General features: G+C 40.8%; 14 protein-coding genes. 8 read left to right on the forward strand and 6 right to left on the reverse strand.

The genetic code is table 11. From position 1 onward, the window contains the following. The first annotated feature begins 52 nt into the window (after positions 1-52). The 3 genes from ACKTT2_RS08545 (at position 53) to ACKTT2_RS08555 (ending at position 1,118) form a co-directional block, all read left to right on the forward strand. Positions 53-397, forward strand: coding sequence for a GPW/gp25 family protein (locus ACKTT2_RS08545; protein WP_407885662.1), 345 nt, complete (start codon positions 53-55; stop codon positions 395-397). A 110-nt stretch (positions 398-507) separates the two neighbouring features. Continuing rightward, positions 508-732 (forward strand): AbrB/MazE/SpoVT family DNA-binding domain-containing protein, encoded by a 225-nt coding sequence (locus ACKTT2_RS08550; RefSeq protein WP_407885664.1) that lies wholly within the window; start codon positions 508-510, stop codon positions 730-732. Further along, positions 729-1,118, forward strand: a complete 390-nt coding sequence (locus ACKTT2_RS08555; RefSeq protein WP_407885666.1) for a type II toxin-antitoxin system death-on-curing family toxin — start codon at positions 729-731, stop codon at positions 1,116-1,118. The genes ACKTT2_RS08550 and ACKTT2_RS08555 overlap by 4 nt, the downstream gene beginning before the upstream one ends. A gap of 297 nt (positions 1,119-1,415) precedes the next feature. On the opposite strand, the gene ACKTT2_RS08560 is transcribed toward ACKTT2_RS08555, so the two are convergent. Beyond that, positions 1,416-2,768, reverse strand: coding sequence for a pentapeptide repeat-containing protein (locus ACKTT2_RS08560; protein ID WP_407885668.1), 1,353 nt, complete (start codon positions 2,766-2,768; stop codon positions 1,416-1,418). 116 nt (positions 2,769-2,884) lie between these two features. On the opposite strand from ACKTT2_RS08560, the gene ACKTT2_RS08565 reads away from it, so the two are divergent. The 3 genes from ACKTT2_RS08565 to ACKTT2_RS08575 are packed head-to-tail and all read left to right on the forward strand — an operon-like array spanning position 2,885 to position 5,201. Further along, positions 2,885-4,636 (forward strand): tetratricopeptide repeat protein, encoded by a 1,752-nt coding sequence (locus ACKTT2_RS08565; RefSeq protein ID WP_407885670.1) that lies wholly within the window; start codon positions 2,885-2,887, stop codon positions 4,634-4,636. 41 nt (positions 4,637-4,677) lie between these two features. Then, complete coding sequence (locus ACKTT2_RS08570) at positions 4,678-5,055, forward strand: phage tail assembly protein (protein ID WP_407885672.1); 378 nt, start codon at positions 4,678-4,680, stop codon at positions 5,053-5,055. After that, a complete protein-coding gene (locus tag ACKTT2_RS08575; RefSeq protein ID WP_407885729.1) occupies positions 5,052-5,201 on the forward strand; it encodes a DUF6760 family protein in 150 nt (49 codons plus the stop codon). Before ACKTT2_RS08570 ends, ACKTT2_RS08575 begins: the two co-directional genes overlap by 4 nt. Positions 5,202-5,392: 191 nt before the next feature. Here ACKTT2_RS08575 and ACKTT2_RS08580 read toward each other — a convergent pair whose 3' ends face one another. The 4 genes from ACKTT2_RS08580 to ACKTT2_RS08595 all read right to left on the reverse strand — a co-directional run bounded on the left by ACKTT2_RS08580 (position 5,393) and on the right by ACKTT2_RS08595 (position 10,883). Next, positions 5,393-8,728 carry a non-ribosomal peptide synthetase gene (locus ACKTT2_RS08580; RefSeq protein WP_407885674.1) on the reverse strand — a complete coding sequence of 1,112 codons (3,336 nt, stop codon included), beginning with the start codon at positions 8,726-8,728 and terminating at the stop codon, positions 5,393-5,395. A gap of 136 nt (positions 8,729-8,864) precedes the next feature. Beyond that, on the reverse strand, positions 8,865-9,653 hold the full coding sequence (locus ACKTT2_RS08585) for an SDR family oxidoreductase (protein WP_407885676.1): 789 nt from the start codon (positions 9,651-9,653) through the stop codon (positions 8,865-8,867). Positions 9,654-9,750: 97 nt separating this feature from the next. After that, entirely contained in the window at positions 9,751-10,572 is an 822-nt protein-coding gene (locus tag ACKTT2_RS08590) for an NADPH-dependent oxidoreductase (protein ID WP_407885678.1), read from the reverse strand. 167 nt (positions 10,573-10,739) lie between these two features. After that, the gene (locus ACKTT2_RS08595; protein WP_407885680.1) at positions 10,740-10,883 is read right to left on the reverse strand and encodes a hypothetical protein; all 144 of its coding nucleotides are present in this window, start codon (positions 10,881-10,883) and stop codon (positions 10,740-10,742) included. Positions 10,884-11,200: 317 nt separating this feature from the next. Between ACKTT2_RS08595 and ACKTT2_RS08600 the strand changes: the two genes are divergently transcribed. Together ACKTT2_RS08600 and ACKTT2_RS08605 are read left to right on the forward strand one after the other, a co-directional pair. Beyond that, positions 11,201-12,241 carry an NADP(H)-dependent aldo-keto reductase gene (locus ACKTT2_RS08600; RefSeq protein WP_407885682.1) on the forward strand — a complete coding sequence of 347 codons (1,041 nt, stop codon included), beginning with the start codon at positions 11,201-11,203 and terminating at the stop codon, positions 12,239-12,241. 377 nt (positions 12,242-12,618) lie between these two features. Continuing rightward, on the forward strand, positions 12,619-13,896 hold the full coding sequence (locus ACKTT2_RS08605) for an MFS transporter (protein ID WP_407885684.1): 1,278 nt from the start codon (positions 12,619-12,621) through the stop codon (positions 13,894-13,896). 281 nt (positions 13,897-14,177) lie between these two features. Here ACKTT2_RS08605 and vnfD read toward each other — a convergent pair whose 3' ends face one another. Further along, entirely contained in the window at positions 14,178-16,265 is a 2,088-nt protein-coding gene (gene vnfD, locus ACKTT2_RS08610; RefSeq protein ID WP_407885687.1) for a nitrogenase vanadium-iron protein, alpha chain, read from the reverse strand. Positions 16,266-16,294 lie beyond the last annotated feature (29 nt).

Genomic DNA, 16,294 nt, shown 5'->3' on the forward strand with positions numbered 1-16,294 from the left:
ACGGGCGGCTCATAAAGACTTAAATTTATGAAGTTTGCAACTCCTCTATTATATGCAGCTTCATATTAAATTGGTATTAGAGCCGCAACGCTTGCTTGGTATTGCTGTGCGTACAATTGTTGACTATCCCATGTTAACTTCTGAGATGGTTCAAGAAACACTCAACAATTCCGGCTGGAAATTTTTGGCAGATTCTACCTCTCAAACCTTACTGCTGATTCGCCTGTACGTAGAAGAAGCCCTATCCATGTGGGAACCCCGCATCATTTTAAAAGAAGTGCGTGCTGACCCCGACCCAGTTCGCGGTAAAGTCGATATTAACATTTTTTATCAACCCAAAAATACTCCCGATACTCGAAGCTTGGTCTATCCATTTTACTTATCTCCACGCGCTTAATTTATAGTACACAGATATATTTTTGCGAAAACTGACTTTTTAAACGAGAAGTATGTTATTACAATAGTAATACTATCATTCATTTCCAATTAGAAAATTGTTTATTGAGTATGTATACCTTAAAAGTACGTAAGATTGGAAACTCTCTAGGTACAACTTTACCTAAGGAAATTTTGCAAAAGCTTAGAGTTAACGAAGGAGACAGTATATTCATAACCGAAACTGCTGATGGAGTCTATATGACAGCTTCTAATCCTGATTTTGAAAAAGCTATGGAAGCATACAAAAAAGTAAGTACTAAGTATAGAAATGCGTTGCGCGAGTTAGCAAAGTGAAGGAGCCATTTTGGTTAAACGAGGCAATGATTAGAGCCATGCATTCAGATCAGCTCCATCAGCATGGTGGATTGGCTGGTTGTAACGAAAATTTACTCGGAGCTACCTTAGCTAGACCACAAAATCTGTTTGCTTATGGAGACCCTACACCTACAATATTTGAGTTAGCAGCCTCATATTGTTACGGGTTCGCCAAAAACCACGCTTTTACGGATGGTAATAAAAGGGTAGCCTTTCTATCAATGGCTACCTTTCTTGAGTTAAATGGCTATTCTTTCAATGCTCCTGAGACTGAAGTGGTTATGAAGATAAAAGGATTAGCTTCCGACGAAGAAACTTCGGAATCGATAGCGGAGTGGATAAAAGAAAGTTCAACGAGTGCTTGAGAGATCTACATTCAATACTGCAAGGGCTGAGAAAAATCAATTGACATTGAAACCTCGTAGAGACGCGATTATTCGCGTCTCTACATCCACAAATAATCGCGTCTCTACATCCGCAAATAATCGCGTCTCTACATCCACAAAATTATTACGAAAAATTTTTAACCGAGTAGTATTAGATCCACGTTGTATGAAATCTGTATAAAACGCCCCTGTTCGCCTGAATACGTTAAGTGACCTTGTAAGCGACGAAGTGGACAGTAAAACATAACGAATTATAAAGTTGATTTCAAAAACCAGCTAGCAATTGTATCGCTTACCATCTGGTAATATCGCTTTGCACAAATTAGCACCATCAAGCTTAATTCCAGCTAAGGATGCTCCCTTCAAATTTGCCTCTCTCAAGTTAGCCCCACTTAAGTTAACATTGCTCAGATTGGCACCCTCCAAATTAGCGCCACTGAGGTCTGCATAACTTAAATTGGCTCCTGCTAAGTTGCTACCACTAAGATTTGCTCCCTTGAGGTTAATACCACTTAAGTCAGTGCCTTTCAAATCTGCTCCCAAAAGGTTAACACCTCTCAAATTACCTCCCCGTAAGTTTGCCGTACTCATATTAGCTTGCTGTAGGCTAGCGTCTCTTAAATTAATGCCTCTCAAATTAGCACCAGTAGCAACAGTATTATTTAAAGAAATTCCTTCCAAATTGCTACCTTCTAGCTTGGTATTTGTCAAGTTAGCGTCTTTGAAATCCACTCCTCTAAGATTTGCCCGATTTAAGTTTGCTCCTGTCAGATCGGTCTTACTTAAGCTGCTATTGAATAAGTTTGCCTGTCGTAAATCCGCATGACTCAAATTCATTCCCATTAAGTCTGCATTTTTTAAATTGGCAGCTGTCAGTTTGCTACCACTCAGGTTATTGTTACCTAGAACGGCATTACTTAAATTTGCCTGACGCAAGTCAACACCTTCTAACTGAGCATCTCGCAAATCCGCGCTATTTAAAGAAGCACCCTGTAAAATCGCGTTATTTAGTTTGCTATTCCGTAAATCCGCAATAAATAGGTCGGCTTTAGATAAGTTGGCACCTTTGAGATTGGAAGCACTCATATTCGCTCCATTCAAGGAAGCACCTTTGAGATTTGCTCCTTCTAAATTGACGTTGCTGAGGTTGGCGTTATTTAAATTCGCTTCTTCCAAATCCGCACCCTGCAAATCTCTAACTGACAACGGGTGATTGACAATTTCCCATACCTGACGCCACTTCTTATCCAGAACCGTTTTTTCATCAATTTGGCTATTTCTTAAATCCGTTCCTTCAAGCTTTGCATCAGTCAAATCAGCACCGCGTAAGTTTGTCCCACTTAAAGAAGCACCTGTGAGGTTAGTATTTCTCAAGTACGCTCCTTCAAGGTTTGCTCCACGCAAGTTAGCCCGACTTAGGTTAGCACGCCGGAGATTGGCATCCTGTAAGTAAAAATTTTGCAGGTTGGCTCCACGTAAGTTGCAGTTAGGACACTCTCTTGAAAGCTGTAGTCGTTTTACATCTTTAGAATCTTGAGCCATCAGGGGAGCAACAGCCACAACAACCAGTAGCAGCGCGTATCCTGGAAAAAAATAACTTACTGTTTTTTTCACCGTATCACTCTTCATAAATTTTAATCGATCGCAAAATATTAGCTGCACTGGTCAGGAATTTAAAATCTGTTATAACTTAATTGCCATGTAACTGAAATCTAGCAATTACACTTATAACTCAGACAAATTTCATGAAGCGCATTTATGACTGGTTAGGCTTAGGCTGTAGTATTTTACTCCTTACCCAATCCCCTGCTCGTGCTGTTAGCTTATTCAGAAATATATTGCCCAACACACAGGAAGCAGAAACACTTAAAAGCTCATCAAACAGAACTATTTCAGCTATCCACAAATCCTCGATCGCCGAAAGTTCGTCTCCACCTGAGTTTGATTACCAAGACTTTGATTTCTGGTCTAAGGAGTGCCATACGCTGGAAAATGCCCAAAAATATACTGAAGCGAGCGCAGCTTGTGAGAAAGCAATTACACTTAGACCCAAGCGGAAGAACGTTGATTTATGGGCTTCTCGTAGCAATGCGCTACTGCAGTTACAAAGATATGTGGAAGCAATTGCTTCTTACGATCGAGTTCTCAAAATAGAACCAAAGAATTCTTTTGCACTGACGCAGCGATGTGAGGCTTTATCCGCATTGGGAAACCAGGAAGAGGCGATCGCCAACTGTGAAGAAGCCATGCGTGTTGATGGTAATTGGGTAAATATCACTCCCGCCACAGCCTGGTTCAACAGGGGTATTGCTTTAAGACAGCTTGGACGTAATTCTGAAGCACTTATCTCTTTTGAACGGGCTACCACCATAAGTCCCAATTATTCAGTGGCTTTAGCTTCTCAATGTGGCGTGCTGATAGATTTGCAGCGCTACGAACAAGCAATTCAAGTTTGTGACAATGCAATTAAAACGAATGGCAATTGGGGAAAAGCTAAAGGCTCGTTAGCTTGGAACAACAAAGCACTCGCACTGTTTAACTTAGGTAGAATGTCTGAAGCAATCTCCTCTTACGAACAGGCTCTCCTGATTAATCCCGATGATGCAGCTAGCTGGGACAACCAAGGAATGCTGCTGCAAAAAACTGGGCAGTATGAAAAAGCACTTATTTCCTATAATAAAGCAACAGAAGTTAATCCTAAATATTCTCGTGCGTTCATGCACCGTTGCGAGACACTCAACTTAATGCAAAAATATGAAGACGCACTTGCATCATGCGATCGCGCTTTTTCTGGCGATAAAAATTGGGATAATAAAGAGCTAGCTTACCTTTGGTATCAACGTAGCATCGCTCTTTTAGGGTTGCAAAAGCACGAAGAAGCACTTGATGGTGCTCAACGAGCCATCTCTCTAAAAATAGACTATGCAGAAGCTTGGAGTCAAAAAGGTGTCATTCTATGGCACTCCAAAAAATATGAAGATGCGATTGTTGCCATCAAAAAAGCTATCGATCTTAACCCCTACTACGTTCAAGGTTGGTTTAACTACGGTAGAGTCTTAAGTTCTTTAAAAGAATATCAAAAGGCAGTTGCTGCTTATGACGAAGCTTTACGTGAAGACGTAAAATCAGTCGATGAATCTATTCTGGCTAGTATTTGGGCAAATCAAGCAGCCGCTCTTTGGCATTTGCAAGAATATCAATTAGCACTAGATTGTACAAACCGAGCTATTAAACTCAATCCTAAATCTTTTGAAGCATGGTACAACAAAGGTCTAGTCTTGCTTGAGTTAGGAAAGTATCATGAAGCATTAGAGGCTTACTCCAGAGCTAAAGACATTGATAACGACAATGCTTATGTATGGACAGGAATAGGCATGGGATTCGCTAGAAGTGGTAGACTTGAAGAAGCTTTAAAAGCTTTTGAAGCTGCTTTAAACATAGAGCCGAATTACCCAGTAGCTCAACAACAAAGAGAAAAAATATTAAATCAACTCTAAATTTATATGCCCAAAAATTATCTGTTATACATAATGAGAATATGACTAATAATCCACTTCAAACAGAATTTAATTTTATACTTCCTAAAGGTTTTATAGATACTAATGGAAAGTTACATTGCCAAGGAGTCATGCGATTAGCGACTGCTAAGGACGAAATTTGCGTACAGAAAGACCATCGAGTGCAAAAAGACCCAGTTTATGGAGTCTTGATAATGCTGTCACGAGTGATTACTCGTTTGGGGGAACTCTCATCAGTTTCTCCGGAACTGTTAGAAAATCTTTTTACCCGCGACTTGGCTTATTTGCGGGAGTTTTATAATCGAATTAACCAGCAAGGTCATGCAGAAATCCCCGTACATTGCCCTAAATGCAGCAATCATTTTAGTGTGGAGTTGGTTTTATCGGGGAAGTCATAGGCTACCCCTTCGAGCAATTACACGAAGAGGTAGCCTGTATTGCTTATCACTTCCATTGGTCTTTAGAAGACATTCTTAACTTAGAACACGATAATCGTCGCCATTGGGTAACAGAAATAGCTAAAATCAAGCAGCAGAAAACGTGAAAAGTATAAAGTCATTTGTGTCAATCCGCCAAAAGTCACACGAGAGCAAGTCCACGTAGGTGGACTTTGTTTGTATAGACGCGATTTCTAATCGCCCAGTGTTCAGTTAAACAGCTCCAGCTACATAATATGCAAATTAAATACGCAACAGCCGATCGCTACGCTCGTTGCTATAGCAGCACCTGTATGTCTCAAAATTCGATTTCTTCTCGACCATCGTTAGTAATCCCCTTATCCGAACTGGTAATCGCCCAACGCATTGTTTCAATATATTTTGCCAGTTCTGCAATAGTTGGTGCTTCAAATAAATGACGTACAGACACATCAACATTTAAGACATCTCTGATTCGAGAAACTAACTGAGTCGCGAGTAAAGAGTGTCCACCCAATTCAAAGAAATTATCGCACACACCCAAGTTCTCTGTCCCTAAAAGCTGCGTCCAAATACCTGCTAGCACCTCTTCAACTGGTGTCCTTGGTGCTAGATAATCTTCTTCTCTATCAAATATAAATTGATTGGGCGCAGGTAAAGCATGGCGATCTAATTTGCCATTTGGTGTTAGTGGCAAGGATTCTAATATAACATAAGCCTTGGGTATCATGTATTGTGGTAACTTTTGTTTTAAGAATTGCCGAAGTTCGTAGAGTTTTGGATTTTGAATTTTGGAGTTAGGATTGTTGGCAATATCTATGAACTGGTTATCAGTTACAATATAAGCAACTAAGTCTTTCTCACCCCTGATTTCCTCCCGCACGATCGCTACACTTTCTCTGACTCCCGGATACTGTCTTAATACAGCTTCAATCTCTCCTAACTCAATACGAAAACCTCGAATCTTAACTTGATTGTCAATGCGTCCTAAAAATTCAATATTACCATCCGGTAAATAACGGGCTAAGTCACCTGTCTTGAAAATAGGGGTTAGAGAGTGGGGGTTAGGAATAAAGCGTTCGGCTATCGTTTCCGGGCGGTTGAGGTAACCACGTGCTAACCCATCACCTCCAATGTATAATTCACCCGTAACGCCAATCGGTACGGGCTGTAAATGAGCATCTAAAATATAAATTTGCGTGTTTGCGATGGGGCGACCAATGGGGAGAGATGTTACCGATTCAGGTAATTCTTTTACATTATAATATGAAGAAAATGTTGTCCCTTCTGTAGGACCATAAACATGAATGAGTTGTTGTGGCGAGCCATGTTTAATAACTTTCTCAATCCATCTGACATCAACTGTCTCCCCACCAAATAATAAGCATCGCAAGGAAGCAAAGGCTTGTGACGTATCCCTAGCAATTTGTTGGAATAAAGCTGTTGTTAAAAATAGAATACTAATTTCTTTTTGTTGAAGTTGTTTTTTGAATTCACGAGATGACAGCAGAGTTTCTTTGTTGATACCCACAAGTTGCGCTCCATTAAGTAATGCTCCCCAAATTTCAAATGTGGCTGCATCAAAGGATAGATTTGAGGCTTGAGCGACTTTATCTGTTGTCTCTATTGTTATATAATTTGTGTTAAAAACCAGTCGATTGATAGCTTTGTGAGTGACTGCAACTCCTTTAGGTTTGCCCGTAGAGCCGGAAGTGTAAATGACATATGCTAATCTATCGGTTGAGTACGGCTTGCGGCAAGGGCGATCGCGATCGATAATATTTTTGGGGTTATCTGTATTTTCTAATGAAATCTTATCCCAATCTTTATCTAAATAAATAATTGTTCGAGAAAAATTTGCAAAATGCTTGCTTGTATTTTCTTGCACTAGCAATACAGAAACGCTAGCATCTTCTAGCATGAAATTGAGGCGTTCTTGTGGATAGCTAGGGTCTAAGGGTAAATAAACTCCCCCAGCTTTCAAAATGGCTAACAAACCTACGATTGTGTCTACAGATTGTTCTACACAAATCCCCACTATAACTTCCGTACTAACACCTGATTTTTCTAGGTAATGTGCTAGTTGATTGGAACGTTGATTTAATTCCCCATATGTCGTTTCTACATCTCCAAATATCAATGCAATTGCATCGGGGCTTATTTGAACCCAATTTTCAAAGAGTTGATGAATATATTTATCTTGAGGATAATTAATATAATTATTATTCCATTCTACTAGAATTTGATGTCGTTCGGCTTTACTTAAAAGTGGTATCTCTGTAATGCGTTGTTCTGAATGACTAGCAAGATTCTTTAAGAGCGTTTTAAAATGGCTTAAGAAACGAGTTATGGTGTTTTCATCAAATAAATCGCTGTTATATACCATGACACCTCGAATTCCATCAACAAACTCCCAATTTCTACCCCATAAGCTTCTGAAATCTTCAGAACACTTCCAGAGATGTAACTCCAAATCAAAACGTGTTGTCTTAAAATCAAGTTTCATGAAACTAGGCACTAATCCAGATAATTCTAGTGCTGGCATAGGTGCATTTTCAAAACCAAAAACAACTTGAAAAAGAGGGTGATGACTTAAGTTGCGATCGGGATGCAATTCCTCAACCAATTTCTCAAAAGGCAAATCTTGGTGACTGTACGCGCCTAATGTTACTTCTCGCACTCTGCCTAGCAATTCTTGAAAAGTTGGGTTTCCAGATAAATCAGTTCTGAGTACCAAACTATTGACAAAAAAACCAATAAGCCCTTCAATTTCACTACGATTACGATTCGCAATTGGCGAACCCACAACAATATCTTCTCGATAGGTGTAGCGGTAAAGTAACGTCTGAAATGCAGCCAGAAGTGTCATAAATAAAGTCACACCTGCTTGCTGTGAAAGTTTTTGGAGTTCATCAGCTAACTGTTGAGATATCTCTAGAAATTGCGTTCCGCCTCGATAAGATTGTACAGTTCCCCTTGGTCTATCTGTAGGTAGATGCAACATGGAAACACCCTTCAATTGCTGTCGCCAGTACTCTAACTGAATTTGCAGTGGTGAATAGCCATTTGTCCCTTCTCCTTGTAACCACTCGCGTTGCCAGTAAGCAAAATCTGCATATTGTAGGGGGAGTTCCAGCAAAGATGATGTAGAGATGTTGCATCCAATCTCTTGATAGAGTATTCCCAGTTCTCGAATAAAGACTCCAATAGACCAGTCATCACAAATAATATGGTGCATATTCAACAACAAAATATTCTCCGTTTCAGAAAGTGCTAGCAATTTCACTCGCAGCAAGGGTCTTTCTGATAAATTAAAAGGGTGTTCTATTTCTACAGCTATAATTCGCTTTGCTTCTGTCTCTCGTTCCTCTATTGTCAACTGTTTCAGGTTTAATATAGAAAGAGGAATAGTTAAACAAGGTGAAATTACCTGTACAACTTCTCCTTCCAGTATCTGAAACGTAGTACGTAAAGTTTCATGACGGCAAACAATTTCTTGCAAAGCCTGCTGTAAAGCCGTACAGTTCAGCCGTCCCGTCAAACGAATAGCAGTTGGCACATTATAAATAGTACTGCCCGGTATCAATTGGTCGAGAAACCACAGTCGTTGTTGGGCGAAAGATGCGGGAAAGACGAAGACTTCTTCAGACGACATAAAAATTCTCCCAAAGCAGCTTGGAATTGCAACGTTGAACAGAAATGTTGAGCGCAGTTCCCACCTAAAAAGAAAAGATGTCTACCTTTTAGGTGGGGTAAGCGAAACCAATATAAATCCATGTGAGAAATATTTGCTAAAGCACGGACTGACAAAGCCCCCCATCGACTTGCAACATAACTCCATTTACAAACGAAGCTGCAGGCGAACATAAGAAAACGGCAACGTTAGCAAACTCCTCTGGTTTACCCATACGACCCAAAGGCACAGTAGAGTTAATATTGGCAATTTCTTCTGCAGGAGATTTTCCATTTTTTACAGTACGGGCTGCTATCAATTCTTCAACACGTTCTGTATACGTCCAACCAGGTAAAATACTATTGACACGAATTCTGTCAAGACCAAGTTCTCGACTTAAACTTTTTGTTAAACCAATGACAGACAACCGAATAGAATTCGACAAAATTAGATTTTGAACTGGCTGTTTAGTTGAAGATGAAGTGATGGTAAGAATTGCCGGAGTAAATGATTTACGCAAATAAGGTAATGCTAGTTTAATGAGTCGAACTGCACTTAATAAAATTAGGTTTACGGAAGTTTCCCATTCGGTAAGATCGACGTCATCAAAACTGCCCGATGGAGGACCGCCTGTATTTGTCACAAGGATATCTAAGCCCCCAAATCTATTTACTGTAGTCTTAATAATCCGTTCAACATCTTCTGGTTTAGTTACATCTGCACGTATTGCCAAAACTTCTGCACCCGTTTCATTTTCAATTTCAGCAGCAGCTTTTTCCACTAACTCGCTACGGGCGCAAATAGCAACTTTTGCTCCCTCGCGAGCAAATTGCTGCGCTGTGGCTTTACCCAAACCTTTGCTCGCTGCTGTTACTAAAACAATTTGACCTTTCAGTTGTAAATTCATGTTTTATATAGAGTTAGTAGTGGGTGGTTAGTTGTTGGCGGTCAGATGTATTTTTTACACTAACCACCAACTACTATCCACTATCCATTCTCTATGGTTATCGCAGCTCAAAACCTAAAGTTTTTAAAGCTTCACGCAATCGATCTCGTCCCGATAGAGACTCAGGCGACATAACTCTCTTCACAGAATGCTCAGACCAATCACCTGTAACATTCATCTGTTGCGAGGCGTAAAAAGCTTTCATGAAATCATTATATTGCCCGATCGCCTCATCTTGTTCTCCCAGCTTGTAAGTTTCCCGATGCAAGACAGCCGACTGAGACAAACGTGGTTTAATAGCAGCAGGTTGAGCGGGATTGGGATAGCCCACGCACAACCCAAACACAGCAAAGACGTGCGGGGGCAAATTAAGAACTTTGGCGACTTCCTCAGGATGATTCCGCAATGCACCAATATACACTGTTCCCAAACCAAGAGATTCAGCAGCTACAGTTGCATTTTGCGCTGCTAGGGTTGCATCTATAGCTGCCATAAGAAACATTTCCAAATAATTCAAACCTTCATGAGGCAAACCGCGACTCTCAGCAATGTAAGCCAGACGAGCTAAATCGGCAAGCCATACAAGAAATAGAGGACACTGCCGAATATGAGCTTGATTGTTAGCCAGTTGTGACAATTTTTCTTTAGATTGTGCATTTTCTACAGCCACTACACTCCATGTTTGTAGATTAGAGGAAGTAGAAGCAGATTGAGCCGCAGCAACCAAAGTTTCTAGAGTACCAGATGGTAAAGGATCGGAAAGATAAGCACGAATTGAACGGTGAGAAAGCAAATTTGCTAGAGTATCGTTCCAAGGAATATCTCTATTAATAGTATCAACACCATAGCGGTGATGTAATAATTCAGTTGGATTTGTCATGGTTATTGGTTAGTTGTTGGTTGTTACTTGTTAGTAGTTAGTTGTTGCAACTTACCACTAACAACTAACTACTAACCACTAACTAAATTATATTTTGGGAGACAATGAAGCGTACTGTTCTGGTTTTAACATAGCTTCTTTGACATCAATCTTCTTTGGTATCAACTTCAAGTTGTAGCGGCAATAAAAGCTCCAAGTATTGGCATGGAATGGATAGATAACAGCCTCTGGCTTCTGTCATGCCTCTGGAATCGGAGTTTTGTCAATGCCTGCCATTGACTAAGTAAGATTTGAAGAATGCGATCGCTCATCTAAGTTTGCTCCTACAAAAATATAAAGTACTTTACACTGGTTGATTTACCGTATTTTTTAAGAAAAAAAACAAATTTGCAACATAAACTTTTGCTAAAAAGCAAAAGCGCTACAAAGAACACCTACTCTAAATGGAGCATTAGCACTGTTATGTTCTGGTTTGAGAATCACATAAACTGTTGAAGTTAAGTCTGATAAGATTTTACGATCTTATTATAAAAGCACATAAATTGGTAGATTTGCAGTATTTTTTATAAAGATGTAGTATTTTTAAGTCTTAGATCGGAAAAACATTAGGAAAAACCTTCTTTTGCATATGAAGTATAATCAACTAGGTGAGAGCGACCTCAAGGTTTCCGAAATTTGTCTTGGAACCATGACTTACGGTCAGCAAAATACCATTGAAGACGCACATCTACAACTGGATTATGCCGTCCGTCAAGGAATCAACTTTATTGACACTGCAGAAATGTACCCAGTACCATCACGTGCTGAAACGCAAGGGCGAACCGAAGTTTTTATAGGAGAGTGGCTGAAAAAGCAACAACGGGATAAGCTGATTATCGCTACAAAAATTGCCGGTCCGGGTCGTCCGATGACCTGGTTGAGGGGAGGAGCGACAAGTATAAAAAGCGAGAACATCAAGCAAGCAGTAGATGATAGCTTAAAGCGCTTACAAACAGATTACATCGATTTGTACCAAATCCATTGGCCCGAGCGCTATGTTCCTACCTTTGGACAGACAGAGTACAATCCCAATTTTGAGCGTGAAACAGTACCCATCGCCGAACAGCTTGCAGCTTTTGCCGATGTCATCAAGGAGGGAAAAATCCGGTACCTAGGCTTGAGTAATGAAACGCCTTGGGGAGTGACTCAGTTTAGTCAGATTGCCAAACAGTTAGGATTGCCCAAAGTTGTTGCCATTCAAAACGCTTACAATTTGCTGAATCGGGTGTTTGATTCTGCTTTAGCAGAAGCTTGCCGTTACGAAAACATTGGTTTGCTAGCTTACAGCCCTCTGGGATTTGGTTTACTGTCAGGCAAATACGTAGAAGGCAACAGACCGGAGAATACGAGACTCACTCTTTTTGCAAATTTTGGGCAGCGCTATCTCAAACCCAATGTGAGTGAAGCTGTTACGGCTTATGTTGAAATTGCCCACAGTCACAATCTCAAACCTTCGCAATTAGCCATAGCTTTTGTCATCAGCCGTTGGTTTGTGACTAGTACAATCGTTGGTGCGACAACTCTAGAACAACTTCAAGAGAACATAGATAGCGTCAATGTGACTCTTGACAAAGAGATACTGGCAGAATTGAACGCCGTTCACACTCGTTATCCCAATCCAGCCCCATAACAAGTAATCTTTTTATGAACTACCCCGCCGCATCGGTTAAAACTCCTTGCTTTTTTCATAAAACTATGAAACACTTTCCTAGTAAAATAGTACGTTAAATCTACCAAATAACCGTATTTTATATAAATGCCAATGCGAATTCCATCGGCAGCTTTTGCTAGAAAGCTGCTGGTTTTCATCCTTAATGGAGAGGGAGGGAGTGAGTGTGAGGTTTGTCGAACTCACATAAATTAAGCAAGACTCCTACGTAGCTAAAGCGCTTCTTAACGTCTTTCTAACACCACACTGCACTGGTCATTCTCCAAGAGTCAAAGAACGCACTCTAGCTCTGTTTCTAGATAATTTAGAACATTACCGTACAGGGAGATCTCTACGAAATGTGGTGGACAAAAAAGCAGGCTACTAAATCATCTCAACAACACGATCCCTATGCAGCATGGCGCTACCGTGATTATTGTTTTTATGCACTCGGTCACAACCTCCTACTTTTAGGCAACCAAATGCAAAGCGTTGCTATTGGTTGGGAACTTTATGAACGAACGGGTTCAGCAATGATTTTGGGTGGGGTTGGTCTAGTACAGGTCATACCTGTTATCTTACTAACGTTACCTGCAGGTCATATAGCAGATAGGTGGGATCGCAAACGCACTGTCTTGTTGACCACTTTTATGCTGGCAATATGCTCTCTTGGGTTAGCGATTTTATCTTACGCTCAAGGTTCAATACCTCTGATTTATATTTGTTTGCTTTTAGGCGGTGTTGCTAAAGCTTTTAATAATCCAGCTTCTTCTGCACTTCTACCTCAACTTATACCGTTAGAAGTTTTTAGTAATGCAGCAACATGGAATAGTAGTGGATTCCAACTGGCTGCAGTACTTGGTCCGGCTTTGGGAGGATGGGCGATCGCACAGACAAAAAGTGCTACATCAGTTTATATTATTGATGCTGTGCTGATTTTGATTTGCTTTGGCTTAATTGCGAAAATTAGCGAGGTAAAAGCAGTACGTGCGATCGAACCTCCGAGTTTTAAAAGTTTGGCAGCAGGTCTCAATTTTGTCTGGCAGCAAAAAATCATATTTGCTGCGATTACCCTAGATTTGTTTGCCGTCTTGTTTGGTGGAGCAGTTGCTTTATTACCAATTTATGCTAAGGACATCCTGCAAGTTGGTCCTTCTGGTTTGGGATGGCTGCGTGCTGCACCTGCATTTGGGGCATTAACAATGGCGCTGTCTCTAGCTCACTTACCACCCATGAAAAAAGCAGGCAAAGCACTGCTGTGGTCGGTTGCAGGATTTGGTATTGTTACTGTTATCTTTGGGTTGTCGCGATCGTTTTGGCTCTCCATGTTAATGCTGGTATGTAGCGGAGCGTTGGACAATATCAGCGTAGTTATCCGTCATACTTTAGTACAAGTAGGCACTCCCGATCGCTTGCGGGGAAGAGTCTCTGCAGTCAACGGTGTGTTCATCAGTATATCTAACGAATTGGGAGCTTTTGAATCGGGGTTTGTTGCAGCTTTTTTTGGACCTATTTTTTCCGTAGTCAGTGGCGGTATTGGAACTCTTTTAGTTGTACTTATTGTTACCCTGGCTTTTCCAGAAATTCGCCGCTTGCGATCGCTTCAACAAATTAGCAACACCGGACTCAATTTATAGGACGATGGAATGACAATCGAAAATTGCAATTCAGTTTCTGGATGACGAGAACTCACTTTGAGGGGGGAACAAATCTTTAGAGCGCTGGTGCATTATGGCAACAGAAGGTAGGAAATCAATTTTGTCCCTCATACCATTTCTGTATGAAGATGCATCTAATTAGCCCGCGTATTGCCCTGGCGGGCATAGCCTCCGGAAATGCGTAGCGTGCGCTTTGCGCTTAGGCGGGCTTTGTTTGTATAGCTCCACATTTCCAATGTCAGGGCGTTTTAAGCGTAACCTTATATAGAATTGGTATCAACAATTTCTTTTTGGATAGAGCGAATTTGTGCAGCTAATTCTTGGCGAGTAGAAGCTTTGAGTAGATATCGGAAAATAAACCATATTGCGTAACCAATTCCAGTTAACTCAAAAACTAAATGTAACTGCGGAACTTCATTGATTACATCTAATACAGCAAGAACTATTTTCACTACAATGGTTGTTGCAATAATTGAAGCAAAACAAATCATTGGTAACTGGTATTCAGTGAAAGATTTACCTAAATATTTGGGTAATTGCTCTAAAAAGTCAAACAAATTCCTACTAATTTGCTGCCATTGGAGTAATGATTTATTAGCAGGTGGTAGCAATGACTGTGATTCAAATTTGAAACTTTCGAGTACAGCGCTAGGTTCTTTTGATGTAACGTTAACCGATTTCGAGTGCTGTACTTCGCTCTCCATAAATTTCCTATTTTCTTCAGTGCAAACAGTTTCCATTTGTGTAGTTACGGATTTTGCGTTTTGTGTAGCAGTATCAGACAGTTTAGGTGTAAATATATTTACATTTGCATCAAAACTCTCATCAGTAGGAGTTTCCAAAACTACCTGTTCTACAGACAAGATATCGGCATTTTTGTTCAGAATACCATTAATAATTTCCTCAGATTTCTCCTTCAAACTCTGATTGTTTTCCTGACTGGGTGTCTCTTTTTCAGTTTCATCGGAGCGGATATCGAGTGCAGCCAATTTCATCAGAGGCGAATAAATCGCATTGTACATATCTCTTGCCATATTCACAGCACCTTCAAATCCCATATACGGACCGTTGTGGTATCCATGTCCGTTGACATAAGGCAAGTGTAATTTCTTCACTAATGCTCCCACCCTTGGTCCAGTTAGAACCAAGTCAGGTTTCACCATCTCTAGCACCTCGAAGAATTCCAATTCGTTACCATCATCAATATAGACAGTGCCTTCTTGACCTCTGGCTATCACTTTTTCAAAGTCTTCTTGATGACCAAATTTCGAGGACATGGCTACCACTTGCATCCCCAAATCGTCTTCTAGAGCCTTCGTCCAGTGCCACAATCTCGGTCCACCCGTCCAGATACAGACTTTTTTCCCTGTCAAGCGTTCTTTATACCACGCTAACTTAGATTCATATTTGGCGACTTCTTCGGCAATGACGGCTTCGGCTCTGTCTTCGATGCCAAAGAAGGCACCGATTTTCCGCAACCCTTCCTTACAATAATCAAAGCCCCAAGTATCCACGTCCAAACGGGGAATACCATATCTTTTCTTCAACTCGTTGGCAATGTATCCCGCACTTCTGGCACAGTTAGTGACATTTAACTGTGCTCTATGCATTCCGCGCAACGAGTCATAAGTACCATTACCGGTAAAATGGGCGATGATTTGCACGCCCATTTTTTCCATGTACTTCTCTAAGACAAAGGTATCGCCTTGGATGTTGTAGTCGCCGATGACATTGATGGTATATGGACTAGTGATTTCTGGCTCAAATGTTCCGACCTTCTCATTCACCCAGCCAATGTTGAGCACGTGGTGACCTTTGGATTGGCTGACACCAGCAAAACCGGGACACTCAACACAGAAGATATCTACATCACCGAGTTCTTTTTCAGCGCTTTTGACAACGGCTCGGATGTCATCGCCAATCAGTGCTGTGGCGCAGGTGGTGTAGACAATCATCCGTTTGATATCAGGAAATTCCGCAAAGGCTTCTAGTATGGATTTCTTGAGCTGCTTTTCACCACCGAAGACAACGTGGGACTCTTTCATGTCACTTGACCAAACATATTTAAGTTGGAAGTTCCCGTTGTCACTAGGATAGCGTTTGGTGTGCCAGGTATCGTAAGCACAACCGATAGGTCCATGAATCAATTGGATGGTATCTTTGAGCACGCCACCAATCACCAGCTTGGCTCCACAGTAGCTGCATCCACGTTCTGAGAGTGAGCCGGGAATTGTTTCGACGTTGGAACTTGGGAGAAATTGTGTTGTATCTTCTCCTTTCTCTTTGATGTAAACGTGCTTTTCCCGTTCGGGGATGCTTTCATCGCATTTCAATAATTTTAATGCCATTGCTGATTGCTCCTAATGAAATATTTGTT

The sequence above is a fragment of the Scytonema hankhaensis NUACC26 genome, from assembly GCF_045865695.1.
Taxonomy (GTDB): Bacteria; Cyanobacteriota; Cyanobacteriia; order Cyanobacteriales; family Nostocaceae; genus Scytonema.

What these genes read in the sequence shown, in the direction of transcription:
- ACKTT2_RS08545 (WP_407885662.1), top strand. Translation starts at nt 53, where the DNA reads ATGCAGCTTCATATTAAATTGGTATTAGAGCCGCAACGCTTGCTTGGT.
- ACKTT2_RS08550 (WP_407885664.1), top strand. Translation starts at nt 508, where the DNA reads ATGTATACCTTAAAAGTACGTAAGATTGGAAACTCTCTAGGTACAACT.
- ACKTT2_RS08560 (WP_407885668.1), bottom strand. Translation starts at nt 2,768, where the DNA reads ATGAAGAGTGATACGGTGAAAAAAACAGTAAGTTATTTTTTTCCAGGA.
- ACKTT2_RS08565 (WP_407885670.1), top strand. Translation starts at nt 2,885, where the DNA reads ATGAAGCGCATTTATGACTGGTTAGGCTTAGGCTGTAGTATTTTACTC.
- ACKTT2_RS08570 (WP_407885672.1), top strand. Translation starts at nt 4,678, where the DNA reads ATGACTAATAATCCACTTCAAACAGAATTTAATTTTATACTTCCTAAA.
- ACKTT2_RS08580 (WP_407885674.1), bottom strand. Translation starts at nt 8,728, where the DNA reads ATGTCGTCTGAAGAAGTCTTCGTCTTTCCCGCATCTTTCGCCCAACAA.
- ACKTT2_RS08585 (WP_407885676.1), bottom strand. Translation starts at nt 9,653, where the DNA reads ATGAATTTACAACTGAAAGGTCAAATTGTTTTAGTAACAGCAGCGAGC.
- ACKTT2_RS08590 (WP_407885678.1), bottom strand. Translation starts at nt 10,572, where the DNA reads ATGACAAATCCAACTGAATTATTACATCACCGCTATGGTGTTGATACT.
- ACKTT2_RS08595 (WP_407885680.1), bottom strand. Translation starts at nt 10,883, where the DNA reads ATGAGCGATCGCATTCTTCAAATCTTACTTAGTCAATGGCAGGCATTG.
- ACKTT2_RS08600 (WP_407885682.1), top strand. Translation starts at nt 11,201, where the DNA reads ATGAAGTATAATCAACTAGGTGAGAGCGACCTCAAGGTTTCCGAAATT.
- ACKTT2_RS08605 (WP_407885684.1), top strand. Translation starts at nt 12,619, where the DNA reads ATGTGGTGGACAAAAAAGCAGGCTACTAAATCATCTCAACAACACGAT.
- vnfD (WP_407885687.1), bottom strand. Translation starts at nt 16,265, where the DNA reads ATGGCATTAAAATTATTGAAATGCGATGAAAGCATCCCCGAACGGGAA.